A 25,162-nucleotide genomic window follows, 5' to 3' on the forward strand; every position below is an offset into this window, starting at 1 on the left:
TTATCAACTCTCAACTGACAACATTTATTTAACTAATTTGATTGTGATAATTATATCTAAAATTTAATTTTATGTCTAGTCTATTAATTTTAAAGGTTAACTTTATTTGACAAGACTAATTTATGACTGCTATATTATTATTTAATCATAATTGTTTGCTATTAATTAAAGTTTTGTTATAATCTAAAAGTTAATCAGATCAAATCTCAAAACAATTAATTAAAGAAAATTAGGAATTAAAACAATGGGTTTTTTTGGATTATTTGGCAAAAAAGAAACTTTGCCCACTGCCTCGGAAGCTTTACCCGGAAGATCTACTGCTATGGCTGTTCCGGCTCAACATTTTGTTAATGGCAACCCTCTTAAAGCTCCTTTTCCTGCCCAAATGGAAACAGCGATGTTTGGTTTAGGCTGTTTTTGGGGGGCGGAAAGACGTTTTTGGCAACAAAAAGGCGTTTTTTCTACGGCCGTTGGTTATAGTGCAGGTTTAACTCCTAATCCTACTTATCAAGAAGTTTGTACTGGTTTAACTGGTCATAATGAAGTAGTATTAGTGGTCTATGATCCCAATATGATTAGCTATCAAGATTTATTAAATGTATTTTGGGAAAGTCATAATCCCACTCAAGGAATGCGTCAAGGTAATGATCGGGGAACTCAATATCGTTCAGGAATTTATGTTTATTCTGAGGAGCAAAAAGCCTTAGCTTTAGCTTCTAAAAATCATTATGAACAGAAATTAATTGAGGCCGGTTATGGTAAAATTACCACAGAAATTTTAGATGCTCCTGAATTTTATTATGCTGAAGAATATCATCAACAATATTTAGCTAAAAACCCAGGGGGCTATTGTGGTCTAGGTGGCACAGGTGTTAAATGTAATGAATAATGGATAATTAAGAATTAATAATTAACAGTTTACAAATGACTTATAAATGATCAATGACTAATGACAATTTACCAATAACAAAAAATAAATAAAAAATAGCAAATTATGTCTAATTTTTCCGATCAATTACCAACAACAGCCATTACAACAGATGAGACTTTCAATGCCAAAACAGAAACATGGTTTGAATATCCGGTGAAAATTTATCCCCACCATACCGATCACGCTAATATCGTTTGGCATGGTAGTTATTTAACATGGTTAGAAGAGGCTAGAATTGAGTATTTTCGCTCGATCGGGGTTAATTATGCTGATCTGGTTAACTTGGGCTGTGAAATGCCCGTAGTAGAGTTATCCCTTCGTTATCATCGGGCGGTGCGTTTAGATCACCATGAAGTGATCGTCAAAACCCAATTAAAAATGGATGGAGTGCGCTTAAATTGGGATTATCAAATAGTCTCTTTAGATGGTCAAGAATTATTTGTTACAGCACAAGTTACATTAGTGGGAATTGATGCCAAAAAAGGGAAAATAATGCGTCAATTACCTTCTAATGTTACGGATGCTATTATTAGGAAAAAATAAAATAATCAAATTAAAAATTATGTTTGAAAACATAGCAAAAGCCCTTAAAAATAAAGATTATGATACAGCTAATCACTTAATTCAAAAATTACGTCAAGAAGATCCAGAAAACCCTTGGTTAGATTTTTATACAGCCCGTTTATTTGAATTAAATGATCAACTAGACAAAGCTAAAAATAGTTATATTGAACTTTTAAAACATACAATTAATCCTAAATTAATCAGTCAAATTCGTCAAGGAATTGAAAGAATTAATCAACGAGAAAAACAAACAAAAGAACAGGAACTTAATCAGGCAAAAACTAAAGTTGGAGCAGAAGAAATAGGAGTATTTGTATTAGAATCATTACCAAAAGATGATAAAAAAATTGCCGCTCAAAATTTCGCTAAAATAATGGAAATTGATCCCTATACTGCTAGACTCCAAATACCTAGCCGTTCGTGGCGTTTATATCGTGTTGGAAAAATGGGAGAATTATCCTATTATGTTAAGTGTTTAAACCAAGTTAATGTTCCTTGTTTTTGTTTGGCGATCGAGCAAATTAAAAAATTATCAGTTTATCAAGTTAGATATATTGAAACTATTAATAATCAAGTTAATTCACAAATAACAGTTATTTGTGAAAATCAAGAAAATCAACTAGAAAAAATAAGAGTTAATTGGATAGAAATTACCAAAAGAGTCACAGGTTTAATCCCTATTTTTGAAAACTCTTTTAAATTTGATAAAAATTGGCAGATTTATCATCAAAAAGAAATTTTAGATTATGCTCAATTCTGTGACTTATATTTACCTGATAGACAGATGATATTAAGAATATGTGATCAAAATTATGATTTTAAAAAGAGTATTAACTTAATTAATTTAGTTAATTCCGATAAATCCCATCATTTAGAAGAAAAAGAAGCAACTTTAAGAAAAAATTGGCAAAATCTTTTAAAATTAATTGAGCAAGAATTACCGAATATTCCCGTTTATTCAGAATTTACTTTTTTTGGAGAAACAGCCTTAGAATTTTCCGAATTTCTCTCAGAAATTGAGCCACATATTAATATATTTCGTCAATATATAACCCTTTGGGATCAGGCTTTTCATTTATATAGTTGTTTAGTTTTTCTTAAAGATTAATGATCAATATTATGATTAAATATCAAATAATTTTAGAGTGGGCAACTCAAATTAATTTTATTTTTGATAATTAAATTTTGATAGTTGCCCACCCTACACAGTAATTTAAAATTTAATTATTTAATTCCATCAATCCAATTCTGGATTATATCAGTTAAATTAGTTTGATCAGGTGTAAAACTGCGAAAATGATTATTGTTTAATAAATTTGAATTTAAAATTTTATTTGTTACCCAACCAAGATAAACAGAATTAATCATTTGTTGACAAAAAGTTTCTAATTCTGGATAGGGATCACCATTGGTTAAAACTAACACTATTTTTTCAACATTTAAGGTTTTTTCTACAACATTTTTAATCAATCTTTTCAATTGATTACTATTATTAACTTCAGGAATTTCGGCATTAGGTAAAGTAGTTTGATAGATTTGATAACAAAATTCATTTGATATTATTTGAATATCTGTTGTTTGTGCTAAAATTGATAAATCAATCACAATTGGATAGGTTTGAGCAGTGGGTTTAAGATTCGTTTTTAAGTCAGTATAAATATCTTTTTTTAACTGTTGATTGAATTGTTTAGCTATTTCTGTTTCACCAACAGGAGTAATTTCTTTCATTTCTGGGTGTATATTTTCATTATTACTATGCCATGCTTGATAAAATTCAGGAAAAGGAATATTTTGAGCAAAATATAATAATATTTCACGTTCTGAATTATCCTTTTTTGAATAGTATTTCATCCAATTCTTGAAATGGTGAATAATTAGTTTCATTTGCTCTAAATTTTTAATTTCTTTTAAATGTCTAGCGGCTTCATTACTAATTGGTACAAGTTCGCCATAATCTTCACCATAATCAAGAAATGATTTACTATTAAAAAAAAGATTAATAAGTATTTTAATTGCTTCTAAATTTTCTGGATCAATAGATAAGATAGTAGACGATGTATAATAAAAATCTTCATCAGACTGATCATTAATAGATAATAAATTTATTAAAAAGTCAAGGTATTCTTGAATATAATTATCATCATTAATCTGATTCAATAATTTACTTGACCATCTTCTAACTGATATATTGTTTGTATGATCATACATTATTTGTAAAATTTTCTTTGCAATTTCGTCTTTAGAAATTAATGTTGAAAAATTTTTATTTGAAATTATTTTATCTATAAAAAATAAGCGGTTATATTCATTATTCATATTATTAGATAAATATTCTTCTAACAATCTTACATAATTATTTAAATTACTTGTATTAGAAAATATATTATTAAATAATAACTCAATTTTATCTCGTTCAAATTCTACTAAATTTTTTATTATTTCAAGTGATGTTTGTAAGAGCTTTTCATTAAAAAAAACTTTTTGCCATAAAATTTCAGTAGCATTCCAACAAATTTGATTTTGTTCTTCTGTATTAGTATTATTATCTATAATTTCATATAAACAATCAATTGCAAATTGATTATTACTATCTAATTCTAAAATTGATTCTGCAATATATAATAAAGCTTCTGGGCTAGATTTTAGTTGATTAGCAATTTTTGTTAAACATTTAATAAATTCCTTTTTATTAACAACAATTGTTTTTAATAAATTTGGAGTTCTCCATGTCCAAGAGTCTTGATTATATAAACGAAGAATTATTAATTTAATGAATTCCTGATTATTAATTGCATATTTTTCAATTAAAGTTTGAGACTGAGATGATAATATAAATATTTCGTCAGACATATCATAGGAATTGTCAATTGCAACTTTTATATTTTGTTTATTAACAAAAATAAATAAAATATCTATTAATGTTTCATTTATTTTTTTGCTATGATAATTTTCCTCTAGTAAAATTTTAGTAATATCTAATCTTAAATTAGCATAACAATAAGGTTCTATCAATGATTCAAGTTTAATAGCTAATTCTTGATTATTTTTTAAGTTTTTTTGTAAAATTGTTAAACATTTATCATAAATATATTTGTCATCGTTTGGATAATGATATAATTCAAAATAATTTTTAACATAATTAAAGGCTTTATCTATATTCGTTTCAAGTTCAGGATCAAATTGTGGTATTGGAACACAATATCCTTCAAGTTCAAGAAGTTCTTTGATCATAGTTTTAGCATCTAATTCTGATGATGGAATGAATCTTGGAGATTTTTCTTTTAGTTGTGTTTTCTCAAATCTTTTTTTGAAATTTGAAACTAGGTTATTTACATAAGATGATGTTAAATGATTTTCTTTTGAGTTTAATTTTTCTATAATATCAACTAACTTTTGATTAATATTACTTTCAATTGTTTTTTTTGCCAAACTTCTAATCGGTTTTAAGTATTGAAACCATTTTTGTTGATTTTTGTCAAAAGACCCAATAGCCCATTTAACAACTAATTCTAAAGATAAATAAAATTCATCAACTTTATCTTGATATTGAGATAAAGCATCTACTATCAAACAATGACAAAAATGATAATAATAACAATTTATTTGATCAGCCTCATAAAATGAAATAATAGATTTTAGTAAATTAAATTTGCTATTTTGTAATAAAATATCACTATTGTTTATTCCCATCCATATTAAATAAATTTCTTTCCATTTTTTATCAAAAACTCGATAACTAGCTTTTTCATCTAATGGATTTTCGGGAATATAATTTAAGAAAAATTTATAATCATCTCCCACTGCTAAAGCCGCAAAATATTCTTGAAAACTAGGATGAAAGAAAGCATAAACGGGTTCATTAGTTTTTTCATCTCGATCAACTAAATTTAACCAGCCAATTTCCCATGCTATTTTAAATAAATCGTCACTCATTTTTTCCTTAATTAAACTTAAAGGAAGACGAAATAAAGTTTCACTTTCTAACCCTGCAATTGATAATTTACCTAATGCTAAATGTAAATCATTTTGTAAGTTTGGCTGTGTTGTCCAGTCTATTTCAACTTGATTGGGTTTCCATTCATAAAAATAATTAACAAATTGTTGATATAACTCTGCTCTGGTTTCTGGTAATTCAAAATTTGGATTTTGATAGAAAATTTGACATAATAAAGATAACCGTAAAGGATTAGTAATTAATTGATATATTTGCTGATGTTGAGATTGTTCTAATTTATGTTTTAATTGATTTCCTTGATCAATTTTATTAGCTTGAATAAACCAATCATCAATAAATCTATGAATATCATTTTGATTAAATTCTTGTGTTTTATAAATGCTAAAATTATTTAAACTATGGTTAACTTTTGCATCCCAAACATTCGGGCGACAACTAATAATAACTCTCACATTAGCTAACCAATTTGTTAATTGTTGACTGATTTCCTCAATACTTTTTGTGCCGATGCCCATTTCATCTAAACCATCTAATAATAGCCAAATATTTGATTTTCTTAACCATTTTTGAAAATCTTTTTCCTGTTTTTCTTCTATCTCTAAATCAGGATAAACTAAATAAAAAGCTTCGGGTAGCCATTCATTAATTAAATAATCTTTAATATTTCTCCCTTGTAAACTTGCCAAAGGAATAAAAATAGCTAAATCTTCCGTTTCCTGATGAATAAAAGAGGCTATTTTATCTAAATAAGTTGTTTTTCCTGCTCCTGCTTCACCAATAATTGCTAAATGTTGATTATTGTTATTATTTTGACCTTTAATAACATCAATTAAAAATTCATCATGAGTATAATTTTTAATAATAACTTCCTCTTTTAATTGATTGATTTGATCTTTTTCAATAGCACCGCTACGGCGTTGTTGCTCTTTTCTTTCCACTAATCCTAATGGCACAAATACATTAACCTCAAAACCTTTTTCAGTGGCTCTACGTCTTAATTGTTGTTTTTGCTGTTGTTGTTTCAAGCTTATTTTAATAACTTCTGGCCAATCTAAGTTTTTAATGTTCATTTTTTGTTGTTTATTTTTTGTCTTTGGATACCAACCTTCAATAAAATCGGCAGGATTAAGATTTAAAACAGAAGCAATTTTTTCTATTCCATCTCTTTGAATTCCTATCCCCCAATGAGGATTAAATAATCTTTTAACTCGATCATCACTATTTAATCCTGCTTGAGAAACAATATCTTCATAAGTTAATTTAAGTTCAAGTCTTTTGTTTTCTAAGACTTTTAAGCCTTCTCTACTCGCCAAAAATCCTCTTATTCTTTTTTGTTTTTCCATTTATTTAACCTTTCATGTTGAATAATCAATTTATATTTTAGTAGATTGATCAATAATTTTAGAATGCGGTTAAGTGCGGTTAAGAAAATTAACTTAACTGCACTTATTCTCTCTGGAAAAAACTTTGCTCCTCAAATACTCTGAAAGTGTAGAGTTCAATTAAAAATAATGAAACAACTAAGTTTATTTCCCGAAACTGAAACAAAAACCTTTAGCCCTCGCATTCATCCTCCGGCATTAACAGTTATTGAATTGCAATGCTCCACTAAACGAGCATCAACTTTATTAGAAGTCTCAACTTCTACCTTAACTAATGCTAAGAAAAAAGGAAAATTACCCTATCAAAAAGGGGCATGGATCGCAACTTTTGCAGGTAAAAAAGGAAAAAAATCTCTTTTTTGGACAGTTTCTTATCATCGTTAAGTTATTAATGTGGTGGGCATTGCTCACCCTCAAATTTACTATAGAGAGGTTTTAAATTATGTTACATCTTAATACTAAATCAAATCAAAATTTAACTTTTCAGCAAAGATTAGCAAAAGGAAAAAAAGGCGAAATGATTATTGATCAATTATTAGTTAATTTCTATGGATATACTAATATCAATTTAACAGAAATTACCAATTATCAACAGCAAAATATTGATAAATTATTAGTTGATGTTTCAGAAATACAGAAATATCAAAAAATGGGTATAGATCGCATTCTTTATGAATCAGAAGATCGAGAAATTTGGTTAGAAATTAAAACAGATTATAAATGTTTAGATACTAATAATCTCTTTTTTGAAATAGAAAGAGGAAATGCTCCTAGTTGGGCATTAAAATCAAAAGCGGATTTCTTTGTATATGTTATTCCTAATCAAGAAATTTTATTTATTGAGCCTTGTAAATTTCGTCAATTTATTTTACAACAACAAGAACAATTACAAAGAAGAATGATTGATCAAAGAATGGGAATTATTATTCCTTTAACACAAGCCAGAAGTCTAACACAATGGCGTATTCCTTTACAATTTAGTTTGTTTTAATTTCTAATGATAGATGCTATTAATTATAGTCAGATATTGATAATTTATGATTTTAAAATTGTTCTAACTTCCATTAAAATTTGTCCTAATTTATTTTGTCCTGTGCCATCTTTTCCACATCCCCAATAATAATCATTTGGAGCATTTTCGATTAATATTTTTTCACCTGTAGCTAATAAAATTTCTCTAATTTCTTGATGATTTTGAAATTTTGCTAAAACCGCTTTTTTCATAATTTCATCTTTAACTTTTTCCCAATCTTGTCTTAAGGGATGTCGGCGATCTCTACCCATTTGGGCGGCCTCTTTTGGTGTTTTTACTGTTCTAATTTTTTCAAACCATTGGGGATCAGTTTCCACAAATTTTGAAGCTTGAAAATAATGTTCACTGGTGATCCACCAATAACCATCTAACTCAAAACCATGACGGGAAAAATTGGAAAAACAACCGTATTTTTCACGGGTACTATAAAAATAAATAGTCATTTTAATTTAAGTAATAAGTAATAATTAATATGGGCAAGATACTGCTATCAAATAAGCAATAACTAAAAATCAAAATCTTCATCATTCCACTGTTGTGGTGATTGATCTTCATTTTGACGATAGGGAGGGGTAATTACTCGATAGTTAGCGTCATAAACTTGATTTGATTTCGGTTTACGAGATGGGCGAATAGGGGGTTTTTCTTGTTCAAAATTATTAACATTTTCTTCTTTTTGTGATGTTTGTTTTGCCTGATTTTCTTTAAATTGAAATTCCCTTTCCCTTTGTTTTTCTATTTCTTCTTGATCGAAATTTTCAGGTCTAACTTTATCTTTGATCGGTGGTTTTATTCTGGTTGGTTCGATGGGTGGTTCTTCAATATTCCATTCATCTTCATCTTCTTCTATTTCTTCATTTTTAAATTGATTTGCTTGATTTTTTTGATAATTTTTAGGGGAATAGGTATCAGCAACTGGTATAATTTCAACGGGATTAATTAATTTTATAATTAAACTGGTGATCATTCCTGCAATCATAAATATTAATACCCAAATTCCTAAAGGTAAGGAAAAAGTTAAAGGACGATTTAAAATGATAATAGTAATTAATTGACGATTTTGAATCACAAAAATCGTAATTGCGATTAAACTTAATAATAATAATAATGATTTTAAACTACGTCCCACAATTCAATATTTTAGTTATTTGTTATTAGTTATTGGTTATTGATAGTACAGGCATCTCGCCTATCATTGATTATCAGTAACAGGCAAAATACCTGTACTACTTACTGATCACTGTTTTCTTTCCAGCGTTGAAAGGGTATTATATCAAGATCCAATTGATCGAAAGCCCTAGCTACTACAAAATCAACTAAATCATTAATAGTTTGAGGTTGATGATACCATGCGGGGATGGCCGGAACAATTTTAACTCCTGCCTCTGCTAAACTGGTTAAATTCCTAAGATGGATTAAACTAAAGGGTGTTTCCCTCGGTACAATGATCAAAGGTCTACCTTCTTTAATTTGCACATCCGCCGCCCTTTCTAGTAAATCTGTACTTAAACCTGTGGCAATTTTGGCCACCGTACTCATACTACAGGGTATTACAATCATACCTAAAGTGCGGAAAGAGCCACTGGCGATCGCCGCGCCGAGATCGGAGAAACGATGACAAGTCAATTTTCCTGAGTGATCAACTCCGGCTTGTTGTCGCCAAAAATGTTCCTGTTGTTCTGGCTCAGGTGGCATCTTAATTTGATTTTCACTTTGCCAGACCATATAACTACCTTTAGATGCTACTAATTCTATCGTAAAATCTGCTTCTAGTAAATATTTGATCGCTCTAACCGCATAGATTAACCCTGATGCGCCAGTAATGCCTAAAATTAAAGGTTTTTTCATAAATTTTATTTGTTATTGGTTATTGGTTATTTGATGATTTCATTAAGGCTAAAGCCTTATGCTACAAAAACGAAGTCTGCCTACGCAGACTAAGACAAAGCCTGCGCAGGCAGGCTTTGTTTCTATAGCCTAACCCTTTAGGGTTTGGGTTTTAGATCTAATGACTATTTATAATAAATTGGTAAAGTAAAATGAAAACTACTACCTTGATGGGGAACACTATCAACCCAAATTTGGCCATAATGGGCTTGTATAATTTTACGACATAAAGATAAACCTAAACCATATCCCTCCTGACTTAAATCCCTTTCTAATCTTACATTTCTTTCAAAAATTTCCTCCTTTTTTTCTGGGGGAATACCTAAGCCCGTATCTGTTACCGTAATTTGGACTTTTTGACTGGTACGATGTAAAATTGCAAAGGTAATTTTTCCTTCTTTTGGTGTATATTTTACCGCATTATCTAATAAGTTTAAAATAACTTGACGGATCAATTCTTGATCGACATAAACTAAAGGTAAATCTTGAGGAATATCTATTGTTAAAGCTTGATTTTTAATGGTTAATTTGGAGGTAAACTGTTCAATAATTTCTGAAGCCAAAACTTTTAAATCTAAAGCTTGAGGATTGATATTTAACTTCCCTTGAAGATTACGAGTAGCATCTAATAAATCCCCAATCATCTGATTAATTAATTTTATTTGAAATTTAGCTTGTTGATAAATACGGGTTTTAAAATCAGCCTTTTGATTATCAGTAAAATGTTGTAAAGCATCGGCATGAACTAAAGTATCAAAAGCCATCGAAACCGCCGTTAAAGGATTGCGCAGATCATGGGCGATCATCGCTAACATTTGATCTTTAAATTTAATTTGTTCTAACAGAGATTCCTTTTCCTGTTTGAGCAAAAAAATTTCATCAGATAAACGTAATAATTCACTTGAGCCTACTACGGAAATCTGATCACAAGGATGAGTAATCGTCACATAATCAGTAGTTTGTTCAAAATGTAAACATTTTTGTTGATCCCCCTCTAAAGCGTTTTTCCAATGGGGAAACCATTTTTCTAACTGATCTTTAAGATTACTGCCCATTAAAATTTGTTCAGGTAAAGGATAAATTTTAACTAAAGCAGGAGTAACAATTAATTTATAATGCTCAACCAAATGAGGTTGATCCTTCAAATCAACAATTTCCAATTCACAAAAATAATCTTGTTTAATCTGTTCAATATAAATTGTCACCTCTTGAATAATGTCTTTGGGATAGGAGCGCTGATCTACAAACAGCAAAAAACGAAACGCCCCAGAACTTGATCCTGTAGATAAATAACATTTTGAATGATTCGGCAATTGTTCCACAATCGAAATCCATTAAAGTTGTTACTAAAAAAAGATACAGTATTTTGGCTCTGTCATGGTACTTTCTACTGTACTTGTTCAAAACCGATATAATAAAAATTTACTTCATTTATCATCAATCTGACTAGATAATATATGGAAAACTTAAAAGGTAGAGATTTATTAAGTATTGCCGATCTTAAGGGTGAGGACATTCAAGCCTTACTGACTTTAGCAACGGATTTAAAAAGTGGTAAAATCTCCATTCACTGTCCTAAAATTTTAGGGCTTCTTTTTTATAAGGCTTCTACCCGTACCCGTGTGTCTTTTACTTCGGCCATGTATCAACTTGGGGGTCAAGTTATTGATCTTAATCCCGAGCGCACCCAAGTGGGAAGGGGTGAGCCTTTAATAGATACAGCCAGAGTTTTAGATCGTTATATAGATATTCTAGCAATTCGGACTTTTAATCAAGATGATGTGCAAACTTTCGCCGATTATTGTGATATTCCTATTATTAACGCTTTAACAGATTTAGAGCATCCTTGTCAAATTTTAGCGGATTTATTAACCATTCAAGAATGTTTTGGTCAATTATCACGAATGAGCGTCAGTTATGTGGGAGATGGCAATAATGTGGCTTATTCTCTGCTTTTAGGTGGGGCTTTAATGGGCATGAAAGTGAAAATCGCCACTCCTGTGGGCTATGAACTCAGTCAAGAAGTGGTGGATCGGGCTAAAAGTTTAGCTCAAAATGAAGATGATATTTTTGTGACTAATGATGCGATCGCCGCCGTCCAAAATACACAAGTTATTTATACTGATGTTTGGGCGAGTATGGGGCAGGAAGACTCGGCCGAAAGTCGGATCCCCATTTTCCAACCCTATCAAGTTAATGGCCAACTCTTAAGCCATGCGGATCCCGAAGCGATCGTTTTACATTGTTTACCAGCCCACCGAGGAGAAGAAATAACTGATGAAGTGATGGAAGGTAAACATTCTAAAGTTTGGGATCAAGCTGAAAATAGAATGCACGTTCAAAAAGCACTGGTTGCCAGTTTATTAGGTTTTAGTTAGGCCATAGGGAATAGGCTTTTAAAAATTAGATCTTTTACAAAATTAATAATAATTGATAAAGAAAATTAATTATTATCACTATTCCCTATTGCCTATTCCCTATTGCTTTGTAACCTAACCTGAATTATTCCTGAACAAAAAAATCAAATATTAATTAATCAAAAATTAATCATCAATTTATTTAAACATAATTAATAATAACTTCATCTTTAAAATTATGCCATCTGACAAATTGAAAAGGGCCGGCTAAAGATCCCCAAACTAATTCATCTGTTTGTGGATCCCTACCTATATCAAAACTAATTAATTTATCTCCATTAATTTCAAAACTATTATCTAAATAAGTTACTCTACCTTTTCTTTCTACAATACAAGCTTTTCCGGGTTTAATTGTACCTTTAAAACTGTAACCTGTCCATTCTACATTCATATCACAACCCGGCATTTCTATTAAATGTTCTAAGGTTAATTCTTTTAATTTTTCAGGGTTACGGGAAGCATTAAAAAAGGGTTCAGGTTCTTTTAATTTATAATGTATAATTTCAATATGATTATCTACAATATTCAAAGTAAAAACTCTTAAACGATAGGGTCTTTTTAAATCATAATCATAAGCTTGTTCTAAAAAAAAGCTAACTTTATTAAATAAATTATAGGGTAAAGGACGCATACAAACTCGAATATGCGCCCATAAAGGTGGATTTTCAAAGGCTTGTAATTGATTACTAAAATCGGCGGCCATCCATTGGGCTAAGGTTTTAATATCGGTGGAACAGGTCATAATTTTTGTTACTAAATAAATTATTTGATTGAATTATTATAGCTTAAAGTGTAATTTTTTTATAGTAATGATTAAATCATCTTTTTTGATCTTGTTTAATAATTATTTATAAATTTATTTATTTAATATTTTATTTGTTTCTAATTCTTTTTCAAAATCTTGCCAAGTCATAGGTATTTCCTGATTTAATTTAGCTTCCTCTAAAATTTTTTTTGCTTCTTGTAAATCAAGATAATCTTCTAGTTTTTCTATAAATATTTGTAAATTTTTATTCATAATTAAATAGAGCAAAGAATGAGATAATTAAAACATGAAAAAAACTGATAGCTGATAGCTAATTGCTGATAGCTAGATATTAAAATTTAAACGATCACAGGTTAATTTTGCCCTCGCTTTTACGCCTAATTCTTGATCATTTTCTAAGATTTTAGTTAACTTTTCTTTAATTAAATTTAACCAATCTTGTTGATTTTCGGTGAAAGTTTTACCTAAAAATTCTAAACCAACAATGGCACTATAACGCACAATCCATTCTCCATCATCACACACTAATAATAAAGTATCAAGAGCCTGTTTTTGTGCTTGTAAAATTTCCGTTTCAGGCAATTTTAACCAGTTAATTTTACCTAAACCTACGGCGGCCGCCCTTCTCACACTTAAGGAAAAATCACTGCTGGCCGCTTTTAATAATAATTCTAAGCCCCTCGGATCCCCTATTCCCGCAAAAACCCGAATCGCCCACGCTCTGGCGGTATAATTATAATAATCCAAATTGGTTAATAATGGCTCAATCACGATTTCACCCATCTTAATTAAACCATCTACGGCCGCCACGGCCGCCCCCGGATTATTTAAGCCTAATGCTTTAATTAAAAAGGGGATCGCTTCGGGATCCTGTAACTCGGCAAGGGCTTTTACTCCCAACCAAACTTTATTTTTAGAGTCGGCTGTTTCAATATTTTTGATTAATTGTTCTACTGTTAATTGTGTCATTTATTAATAAATAATTTTGTCAAAAAAATGTTTCAAAAAAAGGCTTTTTTTATAATAAATTATCCATGATTTCCATAACTTTAATACTCTCATTTGATAGGGATTTTAAATCATTATGATCCCTATTTAATTGAGTTTCTAATAAGCCTTTTAATGATACTAATTTTAAACTATTTTCGGCCAAGGTTTGCGCGATCGCTTGCGCCCCTTCCACATAGCCCATCGCCCCAATATCCATTAAGGCCGCCCGTCTTAACTGTAGATCCTCTCCTTTTAAGGCTTCTACCAATTTTTCCCCATAAAAAGAATCATCGCTTAATTGATACATCGCCCTTGTGGCCGCATATTTGACTTTAGGGGTAAAATGCTCTAAAAACGGTTCAATTAGGCTAATGGCTTCTGTAGCCCCTAAACTGCCTAAAGCCTCTAAAATCGCTTCATAAGGCTCGATTAAATAGGGTTTTCCGGCCATTGGTTGGGCTTTGGCTATTCCTCCCTCTAAAAAACTCATTAAGGGTGAAATGGCAGATCGATCGCCGATCGAGCCTAATGCTTGAGCGGCTGATTCCCTCACATAATAATCCTCACATTCTAAACAGACGATCAAAGCGGGTACAACTGTATTAATTCCCACCTTGCCTAAAGCTTTGGCCGCATTTCTTCTGAGGGGATAACCCCCATCTGGAGAGCGATCGGTGTTATCTTCTAAGGCTTCTACTAAAGCCTCGATCACCTCTTGATCTTGAATGCGAAATTTTCCCATCCACCAAGCGGCATAATATCTTAAACTGGGGTCTTCTGTTTGTTTTAAATTGGCGATCGCCTGTTCTTTTGTCCAACTTTGGGCGAAATTGATTTGATCTTGTTCCATAAATTTTATTTTAAAATTAAAAATTTGATTAATAATTGTAGGGTGGGCAATGCCTCAAATTAACAATTATTATTTAAAATTATTTAAAGGCGTTGCCTACCTTATACCATTTACATTTAGTAGCTACATTGTTAAATCCCTGAAATCTTTGTAAATAACCTATTCTATTAAGCCTCAGTCTGAAGTTACTTTATGCAAATGGTATTATTTTTTGATTAAGCTATTGATCCTCCCTATCCCCAATTAATAAGGGGGATTTAGGGGGATCAAAAAAGTTAAATTTCAGCCAGATCAAATAATAAAAATTCAGTTTGATCACTTAGGGCTGTAATCTTTATTTTTTCCTCTAAAATAATACCACAACCATCCCCAGAAACTAAATTTTGATCATTAACTTTTAAACTACCTTTAATTAACTGTAACCATAAATTGCGATGGGGGGCAATTACATATTCAATCATTTGATTTTGATCAAGAATACTCGCATATAACTTAACATCCTGATGAATTAGAATGGAATTTTCTCGCCCATCAGATGACCCAATTAAAGTTAATTTGCCCTGCTTACTTTCGGGGGAAAAATACTTTTGTTCATAACTAGGAGTTAACCCTTGGCGATCAGGTAAAATCCAAATTTGTAAAAAATGAACATTATCTGTTTTAGAAGGATTATACTCACTATGATTAATTCCCGTTCCTGCGGTTATTCTTTGAATTTCACCCTGAGCAATAGTAGAATTATTCCTCAAACTATCTTTATGCTCTAATTGTCCATTGATAATATAAGTAATAATTTCTATATTACGATGGGTATGGGTCATAAATCCCTCGGTAGGAATAATTTTATCCTCATTAACTACTCGTAAATGAGAAAATCTCATGTGCAGGGGGTTATGGTATTGTCCAAAAGAAAAAGTATGTTTTGTCTCAAGCCAACCGTAGTTAATACTTCCTCTTTCGTTACTAGGGCGAATCTTAATCATAAATTAAGCTTGTTTAATCTTTTGTTATTATTTAATATTATAGTAGATCTGCTATTAATCATTTAAAATAAAAGGGTAGCTAATCGTTAAATTGATGGCCAAATTATGAGAAAATTTCAAAACAAGAGCTAATAAATGGAGGTCTGAAGTGGCATATTGGATTAAAATAGAATTTGAACGTAATGAGTATTTGGTAGATTTAGATTCGATTAGCACTTTTATTTGTCATCCTCAAGGGAAAATTGATTTTTATTTACCTTATACATCCGTGATGATTGTTGTTAATTATTATAATCGTCCTGATGATTATTACGAAATTTTTAGTTATCTTAATCAAATTTCAAATCATTCTTTAATGGGTCATTGGTTAAAATTTCCTTATGAAAGAAAAGAATATATTATTGATCTTAATCGCATTGCAACTTTCTGTTATGCTAAACAGGAAAAAATCTCTTTCTGGGTATGTGGCCAGTCTAATCCTATTGTTATAACTAAAGAAAGTGATGAAAATACTTATCATAAACTTTTAAATTTTATTGAGCAAAAAACGGGCAAAACTTTTGTTTAAATTATGATTAAAAAAACTGAAAATAAATTAATTGCAAATTCTTGTCTATTTATTTCTGGAGTGGGCGGATTGTTAGGATTTTTATATCAACAAGCTTTATATTTAGCCTTGCCAACCATGGCCATTGCTATTTATTTAAGTCGTTTACAAAAGGAAAAAACACAAGATCAAATTGAAAAAATACAAGAGGATCTTTCTTTTTTAGAACAAAAATTTAACAAAAATGTTGATCAGGTTGAGGAGTCATTACAATCCTTACCTAATAATATGATTAGTTATTATACCGAACGTCTTGCTCCTTTAATTAGTCAGTTACAATCCCAACAAAAAGGCAATCAAGAGTTGATTAATACCCTCCAAAAAGACTTTCGAGAAAATTGGCAATTAATGACTGAATTAGGGCAAAAAATAGATGAAATAGATGATAATTTTCAAAACCGATCTGAAATTCAAGATTTACAAAAAATCAAGGAAGTTATTGCTAATATTTACAATAAGTTTCTCAAATATGTGACAGATTCAACTTTTAAAGAAGAATTAATGAATTTAACTCAATCTATTAATAATTTAAAAAATCAAGTTGATGTAATCTCGAAAGAATTAGAAAAAGATTTTATTACAGAATCGGATTTGCTGTTTATAGATTTTGTCAAAAGTGATGAATTAAAACAAGTTGAAGCTAAATTAATTCAACAATTTAATAGTTATCTAACTAATCAAGAATTTAAAGAATATCATGATCAAATTTTATCTTTAGTTGCTAAAAAAAATCAAAATTTGGCTACTCAAAAAATGATGGAAGAATTAGAATCTGATTTAGCCCGTTTACAACTTTCTATTGATAATTTTGTTACCATAGATACTTTGTCAGAAATTATGGATGATTTTTTATCAAAAGATGATATTGAAGATTTAAAAAATCAAATCAATGAACTTTCAGAAAAGTTTAATAAAAATGAAAATTTAAGTGTTTTAAGCAAAATAAAAACTATTTTAAATCGCTTGGTTAAACAGGAAGATTTAGAATATTTACAAGAGCAATTCCAAGTTCTTCAACATAAATTTAATCATCGTCCTGAAATTATTTTGATTCAAAAATTACAAGAAAAATTAGAGCCAATTATTGATCATAATTTTTCAAATAATTTTGGAGAGAATCAGGCCAATAATTCACCTCTTGAAGAAAATAAATTAGATCAAACTCCTCAATTTTTAGACCTTGAAAGCCTTAATCTTGAAGAAATTAAATCAATTTATCCTAGTTTGATTGAGGTTAATTCCCAAAATATTAATAGTATATCAGGGAAAAATATTGAAAAACAAATTACTTTTTTAACTAATCAAGTTAATCATATTTTAGCTCTGCAATCTGAGGAAAATAATAATAAAATAAATAATCCTTTACTGAGTGATGATTATAATTTAATTAATCAACATTTGCAAGATTTACAATCACAAATTACGGTTTTAAATGAATCATTTAAAAATCTACCTTCTAACGATCAAATTCATGGTTTAATTAGAGTTTTAAGTCAAATTGATTTTAATAATAATCAATTTGAACTAGAACAATTTAATTTAGAATATATGGCTATTATTAAAAATTTAATTAGGGCGATCGAAACAAGTATTGATTTATTTGTCACATCGGATCAATTAGAATTAATAGTAGAAAATCTTAATTTATTAACACAACAAATTAATCAACTTCCTTGTGTAGATCATATTCATGATTTAATTATTGCTTTAAAAGCAACGGCTACAAAAGAGGAATTAAATATAGTTAAACAAGATTTTACTTCACAAATTAAAGACTGTGTTAAATGGCAAGATCTCACCCCTGATCACATGATCAAAATTAATGATCAAAATAAACCAACTACCACGATAATTGATAATTTTTAAGTAATAATAAAGGCATTAAATCTTGATTAATATATTGGGCATAACGGCTAGTTAAATAATATTTATATTGGGGTTTATTTCGCAGATAACTATTAAAAAAAGCTAAACTTATTACTTTTAAATATTCATGGGCGATCGCTGGATCAGGGCCTACGGTTTGTTGAGGAAAATTAACATTTCCTTCCACTTGCGCTAAAGTGGAAAAATGTGTTCCTTTTTCTAAAATCATTAAATATTTTTCAGTGCTTCCTAGCCAAGTAAAAGGAATAATTTGTTCGGGAAAAGCGGGGGTGATCGGATCAGATGTTCCCGCTATAAACATGGTGGGAATTGTTATTTTTTGCAGATTTTGTTCACCAAAAATTAAGCTTGTGAGGGGATTAATTGCCACAATTGCTTTAATTCTTGAATCTTGAAAATTAATCGTAATTCTGGGAGATTCTAACAAACGACATTGTAATAATAAAGATAAATTTAAGAGATGATTACCCTCTGGACATTTTTCTTTTAAAAGATTAAAATTAAGAGAAGCTCCAACTAAATTTAAACCCGTATAAGCACCTAAAGATTGACCTAAAAATCCCACTTGATCCCAATTAATTTTTGATTGATAATCCTGCTCTAATTGATTTAATAAAGCCTTAATTGTTAATGGTCTTTCAATTAATTCTCCAGTGGAAATTAAATCATGATTAGCTCCCATTAATAGGTCTTGTAACTGTTGGGAATTACTGCCCGGATGTTCTGGTATAGCAACAATCCAGCCATAAGATGCAAAATGTTGTGCTAAATAAGCAAAGGTTTGACGATCGGATCCCAAGCCATGGGAAATAATAATTAAAGGCAAAGGTTTAGGTTCTTCTAATTGGGGAAAATATAGATCAACTAAAATATTTTCATTAAAAGAAAAATTTTTTAATTTAATAGTTTCTTTCTCAAAAGTAAAGCCTCCTGTTTGTCTCAAATCTGGCAATAATTTAAAATCAATTGGTGATTCTTGATTAATATTTTGTTGAAATTGTTGTTTAATAATGGTTAATGATTTTTCCGTATCTTCAATCAAATTTCCCAGTTGATCCATAAAATCAAAACCAATGGTTGAATTAATTTTGATGAGGGGTAAAGGAAATTTTTTAATAATATTTAAAAGTGTTAAACCTTCCTGATCGGCTGAGGCTAAAATTAAGGCTGATCTAATGGCATAAAAACCATGTTGATTGTGGCGAGTTTGGATAATTTGCCCTAATCTTTCTAAAATGATTTCACCTTGAGGAGAGTAAAAAAATTGAGCAATTGCAACGGGGGTTAAATCGGCTTTTATTGTTAAAAGATTGCGTAAATTAGTTAACTGGTTTTCTGTTAAAATATTAGCTAATAAGCTTAAATCTGATTCAATTTGTCCCGTATTTGCATATTTTTCTAAAGATTGAATAGAAACGGAAAATTCTAAAATTCCATAATTAAAAGCAATATTTTCTGCACTTAATCCTATTTTTGGAAACAAAATTAAGGCAAAAGATAAGCTGAAAATTTTTAGGAATTTACTCAAGAATTTTCCAAAATTAAACATAAATAATCCCTTAATTAATACAGGGAAAAAATCATTTAATAACTTAATTTTAAAGCATTAACAGGAACATCATCCCATGATTCAACTGTTCTTAAATTAACTTGCCAACCGCTTTTTTTTTGGTCTTCTGTTAGCTCATTAAGCCAACTTTGATAACAGTCTTTTGCCGAATTTTCATTGCTATAAGCAATACAAGAATAAATGATTCCTGATGGGTCTATTTGTTCATTAATCCAAATCATAATTTTTTTCTTTTTTATATTACAATTTTTTATTTTTTTGATGATAATTTATTATAATCTAAATATGATATTTTTGATTTAATATAAAAAAAAAAGACTCCTTCAACAAATAATCAAGAACATTTTTTTACACTTCCGTTAAGATCCGAATACTCTCCGGTGCAATTTGAATTTTGACATTTTCACCGCAGGAAAATTGTCTTAAAACTGAGCGATTAAGATTTTGTTTCCGAATAACTAAGCGATTATTATTATTTATTCTGACTAAATAACGAGTATCTGTGCCAATATAAACCACATCTTCTACTATTCCCATTAAAGAAGCGGGTAATTTATAATCGGCCGGATATAATACGGCTTTTTCTGGACGAATTAAAATAGTTACTATTTGTCCTAAATTAAGAGTATCATCTTCATAATTAATATGTAAAGGTATTTTATCATCTATTAATACTACTATTTTATTTTTGTCTTTCTCAATAATTCTGGCTATTAATAAGTTACTTTCTCCGATAAACTCAGCAATAAAATGATTTTTAGGTTCTTCATAAATCTCGATCGGTGTTCCAATTTGTAAAATTTTTCCTTCATTCATCACGGCCATGCGATCGGACATGGTAAGGGCTTCTTCTTGATCATGGGTGACATAAACAAAGGTAATTCCGATTTTTTGCTGAGTGTGTTTTAATTCTAATTGCATTTCTTTTTTTAATTTTAAGTCTAATGCTCCTAAAGGCTCATCAAATAATAAAACTTTTGGACGTTTGATCAGCGATCGAGCTAAGGCCACCCTTTGTTGTTGCCCTCCTGAAAGTTGATAGGGGTAACGATTTTCCAATCCTTTTAATTTAACTAAATCAATTATTTCTTTAACTTTAGATTCAATTTCTAAAGAGGGTAATCGCTCCATTTCTAACCCAAAAGCGATATTTTTTACTACTGTTAAGTGAGGAAAAAGAGCATAACTCTGAAAAACGGTGTTTACTGGGCGTTGAAAGGGAGGCAAATTATTCATTAACTCTCCATTAATATAAATTTCGCCACTGGTGGGATTGTCAAATCCGGCAATCATGCGCAAAATCGTGGTTTTGCCACAGCCTGAAGGCCCTAATAACGAAAAAAACTCTCCTTCTTTAATTTGTAAATTGAGATAATCTACTGCCAGAATGTCCTTGTTGCGGGAACTGACAAAGGATTTAGATACACCGACTAATTCAACTGCATTTTTTATATTATTCATAATAATAATGATAATTAAGAGAGTTTATTCTTTAAAAATTGTTTCAATTATCATAATCTTTTATTTCCCATCAACCGATATTTCCTTGGTTAAAAGTAGGAACAGTTCTATTTTGATTATTCTGAGGATTAACTGAAGGCTGATTAAGAGGATTGGGAATAATCTGAGTAGGTAAATTATTTTGATTGTTGGGGGTGGGATTAATAGGAGGATTGGTTGGATTGTTATTCTGAGGATTGGGAGTTTCAGTCATATTTCCGGCACAATAGGCGGCGGAAGGCCATCCGGCTAATATAGCCCTTGAGTTTCTCAAATTGACTAAAGTAGCACGATAGGCGTTGAGTTGAGGCCGATAGCTAGGTGCTACTTGTTTCATTCGATCGATCACAGCGATCGCCGCCGCCCAATTTTGACGACAGAGGGCATCACGCAGTTGAATATTTAAGTAGTTTTGGGCTTTGACTGGAGAGGAAAAACTCAAGCTAGTAATTGTCAGAAATAGAATTGACATTATCTGTTGAAAATTTTTCATATTCAAGTTAAGTTAAGTTGTCAAAAATCATTATAATTAAATATTAATTAAACAATCTAAATTTTAGATTATTTTTTTATTTTAACATAAGAAAGTAAATTTTAAGGATTAAAATATAAATTAACCTATTTATTGTAATTAATTAAGATGTCATTAACTAATCTTTATCTTAAACCTTTAACTGAAAAAAATTTACAAGAAGTTGTTGAATTAGATCAACAATGTTTAGGGGGTTTATGGACTTTAGATAATTATCAATGGGAAATAGAACATTCTGATAGTAGCATTTTTTGTTTATCTATTTTGCCCTGTAATTATGATGTGGAAAAAATAATCGGGATCGGTTGTTTTTGGCGGATTTTAGAAGAAGCTCATATTATAATTTTGGGGATTCATCCTGATTTTCAAGGGCAAGGTTTAGGTAAACTTTTGTTATTTCATTTGTTAAAAGATGCAGTTAAATTTAATTTAGAAAGGGCTACTTTAGAAGTAAAAGCAACTAATCACATTGCTTTATCTTTATATCAAAGTTTTGGCTTTCAAATAGCAGGAAAACGTAAAAATTATTATCAAGATACGGGAGAAGATGCTTTAATTTTATGGTTAGGAAAATTGGCTTACCCTGAATTTCAAAATAATTTAATTCAATGGGAACAAAAAATCAGCGATCGCCTGAAACAAAATCAATTATCATTAGTCATTAATTATTAGTTATTCGTTAAAACTGTAATTTGTTTGAAAAGGGAGTAAAAAAATGATTTATTCTTACCTAAAAAAATGCTTATTATTTAGTGGAATTTTGATTAGTATTTTCAGCAATAATCAAAAAATATTAGCCGATCCCTCTCCTATTTTTCAACCCTATCTTGAGAGTATTGCTAATGAATTACCTACGGGATTAACTTTCAGATTACCTTCTTATTTTGAGGTTTTTGAACATTCAGATATTAACCCAAATCAGCTAATTATTAATAGATTTTATTCTAATTTTCCTTTGAAATATAACTTAAGTGTTTTTACTTGTCAAGAAGGGATGTATAGTTGTTTATTAGCTAGTTTTTCCGTAGAAAGGGCCGACTCAATAGAAAGATTTAATGAATTAGTTGAATATAGCAGAAAAGGAGAATCAATTATTTTAAATCCCGACTATCAAGGTTATTTTATTAGGGGATATTTATTAGATGGAACTAAACAAAATCCCCCCCTACCTTTTTCCAATATTATGTGGCAACAAGATTATATGATTTATACTATTAGTTTTCCGGCTACAGAAACACAAAGTTTACTTTATATGGCCTTAAGTATGGCACAGGAAGCACCAATTTATCCCCGTAGATAATTAATAATAATTAAATACCTGAACCATCTAAAAATTCAAGAATTTCTTTATTTTTTAACTTACAATTTGCTCCATTTTGTTGATTATTAGATAAATTTCCCACTAAAATATTATTATGAATTTTTTGTGTTTGTAACTGTTCAAGTTGTTCTTCTAAAGCTTCAATTCGATCTACTAACGCCCTGATCACATTGGCTTCAGAGTCGGGCAGTTTACCATGTTCTAAGGGATCAACTTTCGCCCCCCCACGATAAACCACACGCCCCGGAATGCCCACTACGGTAGCATCTGAAGGCACATCTCTTAACACTACCGAACCCGCTCCAATGCGTACATTATTACCAATTAAAATATTACCTAAAACTTTTGCTCCCGTGCCAACTACTACATTTTCCCCCAAGGTGGGGTGACGTTTTCCGCTTTCCTTGCCCGTTCCGCCTAAAGTAACGCCCTGATAGATCAAACAATAATTCCCTAAAATTGCCGTTTCGCCTATCACCACGCCCATTCCATGATCAATAAATACACCCTTACCAATGGTTGCCCCCGGATGAATTTCAATTCCCGTTAAAAAACGAGCAAAATGGGATAATATGCGAGGAATAACGGGTAAACCCAAGTTATAAAGCCAATGGGAAAAGCGATGAAAGACTAACACCTGTAGCCCCGGATAACACAATAAAACTTCTAACCAGTTTCTAGCGGCGGGATCCCGTTCAAAGATAATACGAAAATCAGCAATAATAGTTGAAAACATATTTTCGTTTCTATTTTGTTACATTGGACACTTATTATTTTAGCCTTGAATGGAAATTTTGGGAGTAAAGATTTCCTGACTTGATCTTTAGAGTTCTTGCACAAGTCAGGAAAAAAGGAAAAAGGAATAAAAATTCATCAAAACTATTAAATAATTGATTGAAGTTGCTTTTTTTGTTACTTTTTTATTATTTGAAACAAGACTTTAACCATCTTTTTTATAAAAATAAATTATCACTTTTATCTTTATTTTCTATTTAAAAAAAGCGAAATTCTACACTAATACGATCATTGATCATTTGAGAATTAACATAAGTTTGATGTAAAGTTCCCTTCAGAAAAATAACTCCATCTCCTAAAGTTAATTGAGGAGTATAAAAATCTTTTTCTTCAAAAATTTTTTGTAAAATTGCCGTTTGTAAATAATTAAAATGTAAAGGTTTAGTTAACTTTTTCGTAATAAATTGTAAGCAGGGAGCATCTTTTCCACAATTAGTTAAAGGTAGCCATAAAGTAATTAAATTAGTCAAGTCTAAATCTAAATATTTTGCTTCAGAAGTAGTAGGAAAATTGAGCCATAAACAACCATCTTGATGCCAACTATGGCTATGATGCCAACGTGGAGAACGACAAGGAGCATATTGTTTTCTTAACCAAGATTGAGTTAAATTTACTTTAAGTTTTTCTCCCATTGATTCAATTAAAATTGATTGAATTAAAGAATTTTTGACTAAATTTAAAATATTTGGTATAATTGAACTATCATAATCATTTAAAGCCAAAATGTTTAAAGAAGTAACATGGGGTAAAAATTGATAATGTTCAGGTAAATATGATTTAATGTGATTGATTCCTTTAGCTTTAATTAATGTTTCTATCTCAAAAAAACACTGATCAGCCATTAATTTTAACTGTAACAATTGTTCAGGTTGAAATATATTTTTGACAACAATAACGCCTTTTTGTTGTAAAGTTAATTGTAAATTTTTTAGATCATTCATAAATTTAATTCTAGCAATTCTCAATTTATTATTCTTTATATCGCCGTGATCTTTTTGTAATCAATTTTTAGCTTGTTTTTGATCATAACAAATCAAAAATAAAAAAAACTGGATAATTTATAACAAAAATTAGTTCAATTTATTGAACGATTGTTATTAGCCTTTAACTTAACTTCAAGGGAGTATCAATATTTTAAGAGATAACTGGGAGAGGTTGCTAGGGGGTAAGCACAAAATTGACTGTAAAACCC

General features: G+C 30.0%; 26 protein-coding genes. 10 read left to right on the forward strand and 16 right to left on the reverse strand.

Annotated elements, in window-relative coordinates; all coding sequences use genetic code 11:
* Positions 1-244: 244 nt before the first annotated feature.
* From msrA to Anndu_RS15820, 3 genes are all read left to right on the forward strand, one after another.
* Positions 245-889 (forward strand): peptide-methionine (S)-S-oxide reductase MsrA, encoded by a 645-nt coding sequence (gene msrA, locus Anndu_RS15810; protein WP_464102107.1) that lies wholly within the window; start codon positions 245-247, stop codon positions 887-889.
* Positions 890-994: 105 nt separating this feature from the next.
* On the forward strand, positions 995-1,474 hold the full coding sequence (locus Anndu_RS15815; RefSeq protein WP_464102108.1) for an acyl-CoA thioesterase: 480 nt from the start codon (positions 995-997) through the stop codon (positions 1,472-1,474).
* Between the two features lie 19 nt (positions 1,475-1,493).
* The gene (locus tag Anndu_RS15820; protein WP_464102109.1) at positions 1,494-2,603 is read left to right on the forward strand and encodes a YfgM family protein; all 1,110 of its coding nucleotides are present in this window, start codon (positions 1,494-1,496) and stop codon (positions 2,601-2,603) included.
* A 116-nt stretch (positions 2,604-2,719) separates the two neighbouring features.
* On the opposite strand, the gene Anndu_RS15825 is transcribed toward Anndu_RS15820, so the two are convergent.
* Entirely contained in the window at positions 2,720-6,793 is a 4,074-nt protein-coding gene (locus Anndu_RS15825; protein WP_464102110.1) for an NACHT domain-containing protein, read from the reverse strand.
* 168 nt (positions 6,794-6,961) lie between these two features.
* Here Anndu_RS15825 and Anndu_RS15830 point away from each other — a divergent pair, with 168 nt between their 5' ends.
* On the forward strand, positions 6,962-7,216 hold the full coding sequence (locus Anndu_RS15830) for a hypothetical protein (RefSeq protein WP_464102111.1): 255 nt from the start codon (positions 6,962-6,964) through the stop codon (positions 7,214-7,216).
* A 58-nt stretch (positions 7,217-7,274) separates the two neighbouring features.
* Positions 7,275-7,823 (forward strand): hypothetical protein, encoded by a 549-nt coding sequence (locus Anndu_RS15835; protein WP_464102112.1) that lies wholly within the window; start codon positions 7,275-7,277, stop codon positions 7,821-7,823.
* A 44-nt stretch (positions 7,824-7,867) separates the two neighbouring features.
* On the opposite strand, the gene Anndu_RS15840 is transcribed toward Anndu_RS15835, so the two are convergent.
* From Anndu_RS15840 to Anndu_RS15855, 4 genes are all read right to left on the reverse strand, one after another.
* Entirely contained in the window at positions 7,868-8,308 is a 441-nt protein-coding gene (locus Anndu_RS15840; protein ID WP_464102113.1) for an NADAR family protein, read from the reverse strand.
* A gap of 62 nt (positions 8,309-8,370) precedes the next feature.
* Positions 8,371-8,994: a LapA family protein gene (locus Anndu_RS15845; RefSeq protein ID WP_464102114.1), complete on the reverse strand. Its 624-nt coding sequence runs from the start codon at positions 8,992-8,994 to the stop codon at positions 8,371-8,373.
* Positions 8,995-9,095: 101 nt separating this feature from the next.
* Entirely contained in the window at positions 9,096-9,722 is a 627-nt protein-coding gene (locus tag Anndu_RS15850; protein WP_464104130.1) for a flavin prenyltransferase UbiX, read from the reverse strand.
* 155 nt (positions 9,723-9,877) lie between these two features.
* Positions 9,878-11,074 (reverse strand): histidine kinase, encoded by a 1,197-nt coding sequence (locus tag Anndu_RS15855; RefSeq protein ID WP_464102115.1) that lies wholly within the window; start codon positions 11,072-11,074, stop codon positions 9,878-9,880.
* 135 nt (positions 11,075-11,209) lie between these two features.
* On the opposite strand from Anndu_RS15855, the gene argF reads away from it, so the two are divergent.
* Positions 11,210-12,130 (forward strand): ornithine carbamoyltransferase, encoded by a 921-nt coding sequence (argF, locus tag Anndu_RS15860; protein WP_464102116.1) that lies wholly within the window; start codon positions 11,210-11,212, stop codon positions 12,128-12,130.
* 181 nt (positions 12,131-12,311) lie between these two features.
* On the opposite strand, the gene Anndu_RS15865 is transcribed toward argF, so the two are convergent.
* From Anndu_RS15865 to Anndu_RS15885, 5 genes are all read right to left on the reverse strand, one after another.
* A complete protein-coding gene (locus Anndu_RS15865; protein ID WP_464102117.1) occupies positions 12,312-12,911 on the reverse strand; it encodes a CpcT/CpeT family chromophore lyase in 600 nt (199 codons plus the stop codon).
* Between the two features lie 114 nt (positions 12,912-13,025).
* Positions 13,026-13,187, reverse strand: a complete 162-nt coding sequence (locus tag Anndu_RS15870; RefSeq protein WP_464102118.1) for a hypothetical protein — start codon at positions 13,185-13,187, stop codon at positions 13,026-13,028.
* Between the two features lie 72 nt (positions 13,188-13,259).
* Positions 13,260-13,904 (reverse strand): HEAT repeat domain-containing protein, encoded by a 645-nt coding sequence (locus Anndu_RS15875; RefSeq protein WP_464102119.1) that lies wholly within the window; start codon positions 13,902-13,904, stop codon positions 13,260-13,262.
* 49 nt (positions 13,905-13,953) lie between these two features.
* Complete coding sequence (locus tag Anndu_RS15880) at positions 13,954-14,775, reverse strand: HEAT repeat domain-containing protein (protein WP_464102120.1); 822 nt, start codon at positions 14,773-14,775, stop codon at positions 13,954-13,956.
* A gap of 275 nt (positions 14,776-15,050) precedes the next feature.
* On the reverse strand, positions 15,051-15,758 hold the full coding sequence (locus tag Anndu_RS15885) for a pirin family protein (RefSeq protein ID WP_464102121.1): 708 nt from the start codon (positions 15,756-15,758) through the stop codon (positions 15,051-15,053).
* A 148-nt stretch (positions 15,759-15,906) separates the two neighbouring features.
* Here Anndu_RS15885 and Anndu_RS15890 point away from each other — a divergent pair, with 148 nt between their 5' ends.
* Both Anndu_RS15890 and Anndu_RS15895 read left to right on the forward strand, forming a co-directional pair.
* Entirely contained in the window at positions 15,907-16,326 is a 420-nt protein-coding gene (locus Anndu_RS15890) for a hypothetical protein (RefSeq protein ID WP_464102122.1), read from the forward strand.
* A 3-nt stretch (positions 16,327-16,329) separates the two neighbouring features.
* On the forward strand, positions 16,330-18,231 hold the full coding sequence (locus tag Anndu_RS15895; RefSeq protein WP_464102123.1) for a hypothetical protein: 1,902 nt from the start codon (positions 16,330-16,332) through the stop codon (positions 18,229-18,231).
* Here the strand turns inward: Anndu_RS15895 and Anndu_RS15900 are convergent.
* From Anndu_RS15900 to Anndu_RS15915, 4 genes are all read right to left on the reverse strand, one after another.
* A complete protein-coding gene (locus tag Anndu_RS15900; protein ID WP_464102124.1) occupies positions 18,206-19,801 on the reverse strand; it encodes an alpha/beta hydrolase in 1,596 nt (531 codons plus the stop codon). The genes Anndu_RS15895 and Anndu_RS15900 overlap by 26 nt on opposite strands.
* A 35-nt stretch (positions 19,802-19,836) precedes the next feature.
* The gene (locus tag Anndu_RS15905) at positions 19,837-20,046 is read right to left on the reverse strand and encodes a glycogen debranching protein (RefSeq protein WP_464104131.1); all 210 of its coding nucleotides are present in this window, start codon (positions 20,044-20,046) and stop codon (positions 19,837-19,839) included.
* Positions 20,047-20,170: 124 nt separating this feature from the next.
* Entirely contained in the window at positions 20,171-21,283 is a 1,113-nt protein-coding gene (locus tag Anndu_RS15910; protein WP_464102125.1) for an ABC transporter ATP-binding protein, read from the reverse strand.
* A gap of 70 nt (positions 21,284-21,353) precedes the next feature.
* Positions 21,354-21,794, reverse strand: coding sequence for a hypothetical protein (locus Anndu_RS15915; protein WP_464102126.1), 441 nt, complete (start codon positions 21,792-21,794; stop codon positions 21,354-21,356).
* 168 nt (positions 21,795-21,962) lie between these two features.
* On the opposite strand from Anndu_RS15915, the gene rimI reads away from it, so the two are divergent.
* Positions 21,963-22,526 (forward strand): ribosomal protein S18-alanine N-acetyltransferase, encoded by a 564-nt coding sequence (rimI, locus tag Anndu_RS15920; RefSeq protein ID WP_464102127.1) that lies wholly within the window; start codon positions 21,963-21,965, stop codon positions 22,524-22,526.
* 43 nt (positions 22,527-22,569) lie between these two features.
* Entirely contained in the window at positions 22,570-23,154 is a 585-nt protein-coding gene (locus Anndu_RS15925; RefSeq protein WP_464102128.1) for a hypothetical protein, read from the forward strand.
* Positions 23,155-23,164: 10 nt separating this feature from the next.
* Here Anndu_RS15925 and cysE read toward each other — a convergent pair whose 3' ends face one another.
* The gene (gene cysE / locus Anndu_RS15930; protein WP_464102129.1) at positions 23,165-23,911 is read right to left on the reverse strand and encodes a serine O-acetyltransferase; all 747 of its coding nucleotides are present in this window, start codon (positions 23,909-23,911) and stop codon (positions 23,165-23,167) included.
* Between the two features lie 256 nt (positions 23,912-24,167).
* A complete protein-coding gene (locus tag Anndu_RS15935) occupies positions 24,168-24,911 on the reverse strand; it encodes a phytanoyl-CoA dioxygenase family protein (RefSeq protein ID WP_464102130.1) in 744 nt (247 codons plus the stop codon).
* Positions 24,912-25,162 lie beyond the last annotated feature (251 nt).

This window comes from Annamia dubia NIES-4383, assembly GCF_055394725.1.

Bases quoted from the DNA above. Each gene is read 5' to 3' on its own strand.
- msrA (WP_464102107.1), top strand. From the start codon at position 245: ATGGGTTTTTTTGGATTATTTGGCAAAAAAGAAACTTTGCCCACTGCC.
- Anndu_RS15815 (WP_464102108.1), top strand. From the start codon at position 995: ATGTCTAATTTTTCCGATCAATTACCAACAACAGCCATTACAACAGAT.
- Anndu_RS15820 (WP_464102109.1), top strand. From the start codon at position 1,494: ATGTTTGAAAACATAGCAAAAGCCCTTAAAAATAAAGATTATGATACA.
- Anndu_RS15825 (WP_464102110.1), bottom strand. From the start codon at position 6,793: ATGGAAAAACAAAAAAGAATAAGAGGATTTTTGGCGAGTAGAGAAGGC.
- Anndu_RS15830 (WP_464102111.1), top strand. From the start codon at position 6,962: ATGAAACAACTAAGTTTATTTCCCGAAACTGAAACAAAAACCTTTAGC.
- Anndu_RS15835 (WP_464102112.1), top strand. From the start codon at position 7,275: ATGTTACATCTTAATACTAAATCAAATCAAAATTTAACTTTTCAGCAA.
- Anndu_RS15840 (WP_464102113.1), bottom strand. From the start codon at position 8,308: ATGACTATTTATTTTTATAGTACCCGTGAAAAATACGGTTGTTTTTCC.
- argF (WP_464102116.1), top strand. From the start codon at position 11,210: ATGGAAAACTTAAAAGGTAGAGATTTATTAAGTATTGCCGATCTTAAG.
- Anndu_RS15865 (WP_464102117.1), bottom strand. From the start codon at position 12,911: ATGACCTGTTCCACCGATATTAAAACCTTAGCCCAATGGATGGCCGCC.
- Anndu_RS15870 (WP_464102118.1), bottom strand. From the start codon at position 13,187: ATGAATAAAAATTTACAAATATTTATAGAAAAACTAGAAGATTATCTT.
- Anndu_RS15875 (WP_464102119.1), bottom strand. From the start codon at position 13,904: ATGACACAATTAACAGTAGAACAATTAATCAAAAATATTGAAACAGCC.
- Anndu_RS15880 (WP_464102120.1), bottom strand. From the start codon at position 14,775: ATGGAACAAGATCAAATCAATTTCGCCCAAAGTTGGACAAAAGAACAG.
- Anndu_RS15885 (WP_464102121.1), bottom strand. From the start codon at position 15,758: ATGATTAAGATTCGCCCTAGTAACGAAAGAGGAAGTATTAACTACGGT.
- Anndu_RS15895 (WP_464102123.1), top strand. From the start codon at position 16,330: ATGATTAAAAAAACTGAAAATAAATTAATTGCAAATTCTTGTCTATTT.
- Anndu_RS15900 (WP_464102124.1), bottom strand. From the start codon at position 19,801: ATGTTTAATTTTGGAAAATTCTTGAGTAAATTCCTAAAAATTTTCAGC.
- Anndu_RS15910 (WP_464102125.1), bottom strand. From the start codon at position 21,283: ATGAATAATATAAAAAATGCAGTTGAATTAGTCGGTGTATCTAAATCC.
- Anndu_RS15915 (WP_464102126.1), bottom strand. From the start codon at position 21,794: ATGTCAATTCTATTTCTGACAATTACTAGCTTGAGTTTTTCCTCTCCA.
- rimI (WP_464102127.1), top strand. From the start codon at position 21,963: ATGTCATTAACTAATCTTTATCTTAAACCTTTAACTGAAAAAAATTTA.
- Anndu_RS15925 (WP_464102128.1), top strand. From the start codon at position 22,570: ATGATTTATTCTTACCTAAAAAAATGCTTATTATTTAGTGGAATTTTG.
- cysE (WP_464102129.1), bottom strand. From the start codon at position 23,911: ATGTTTTCAACTATTATTGCTGATTTTCGTATTATCTTTGAACGGGAT.
- Anndu_RS15935 (WP_464102130.1), bottom strand. From the start codon at position 24,911: ATGAATGATCTAAAAAATTTACAATTAACTTTACAACAAAAAGGCGTT.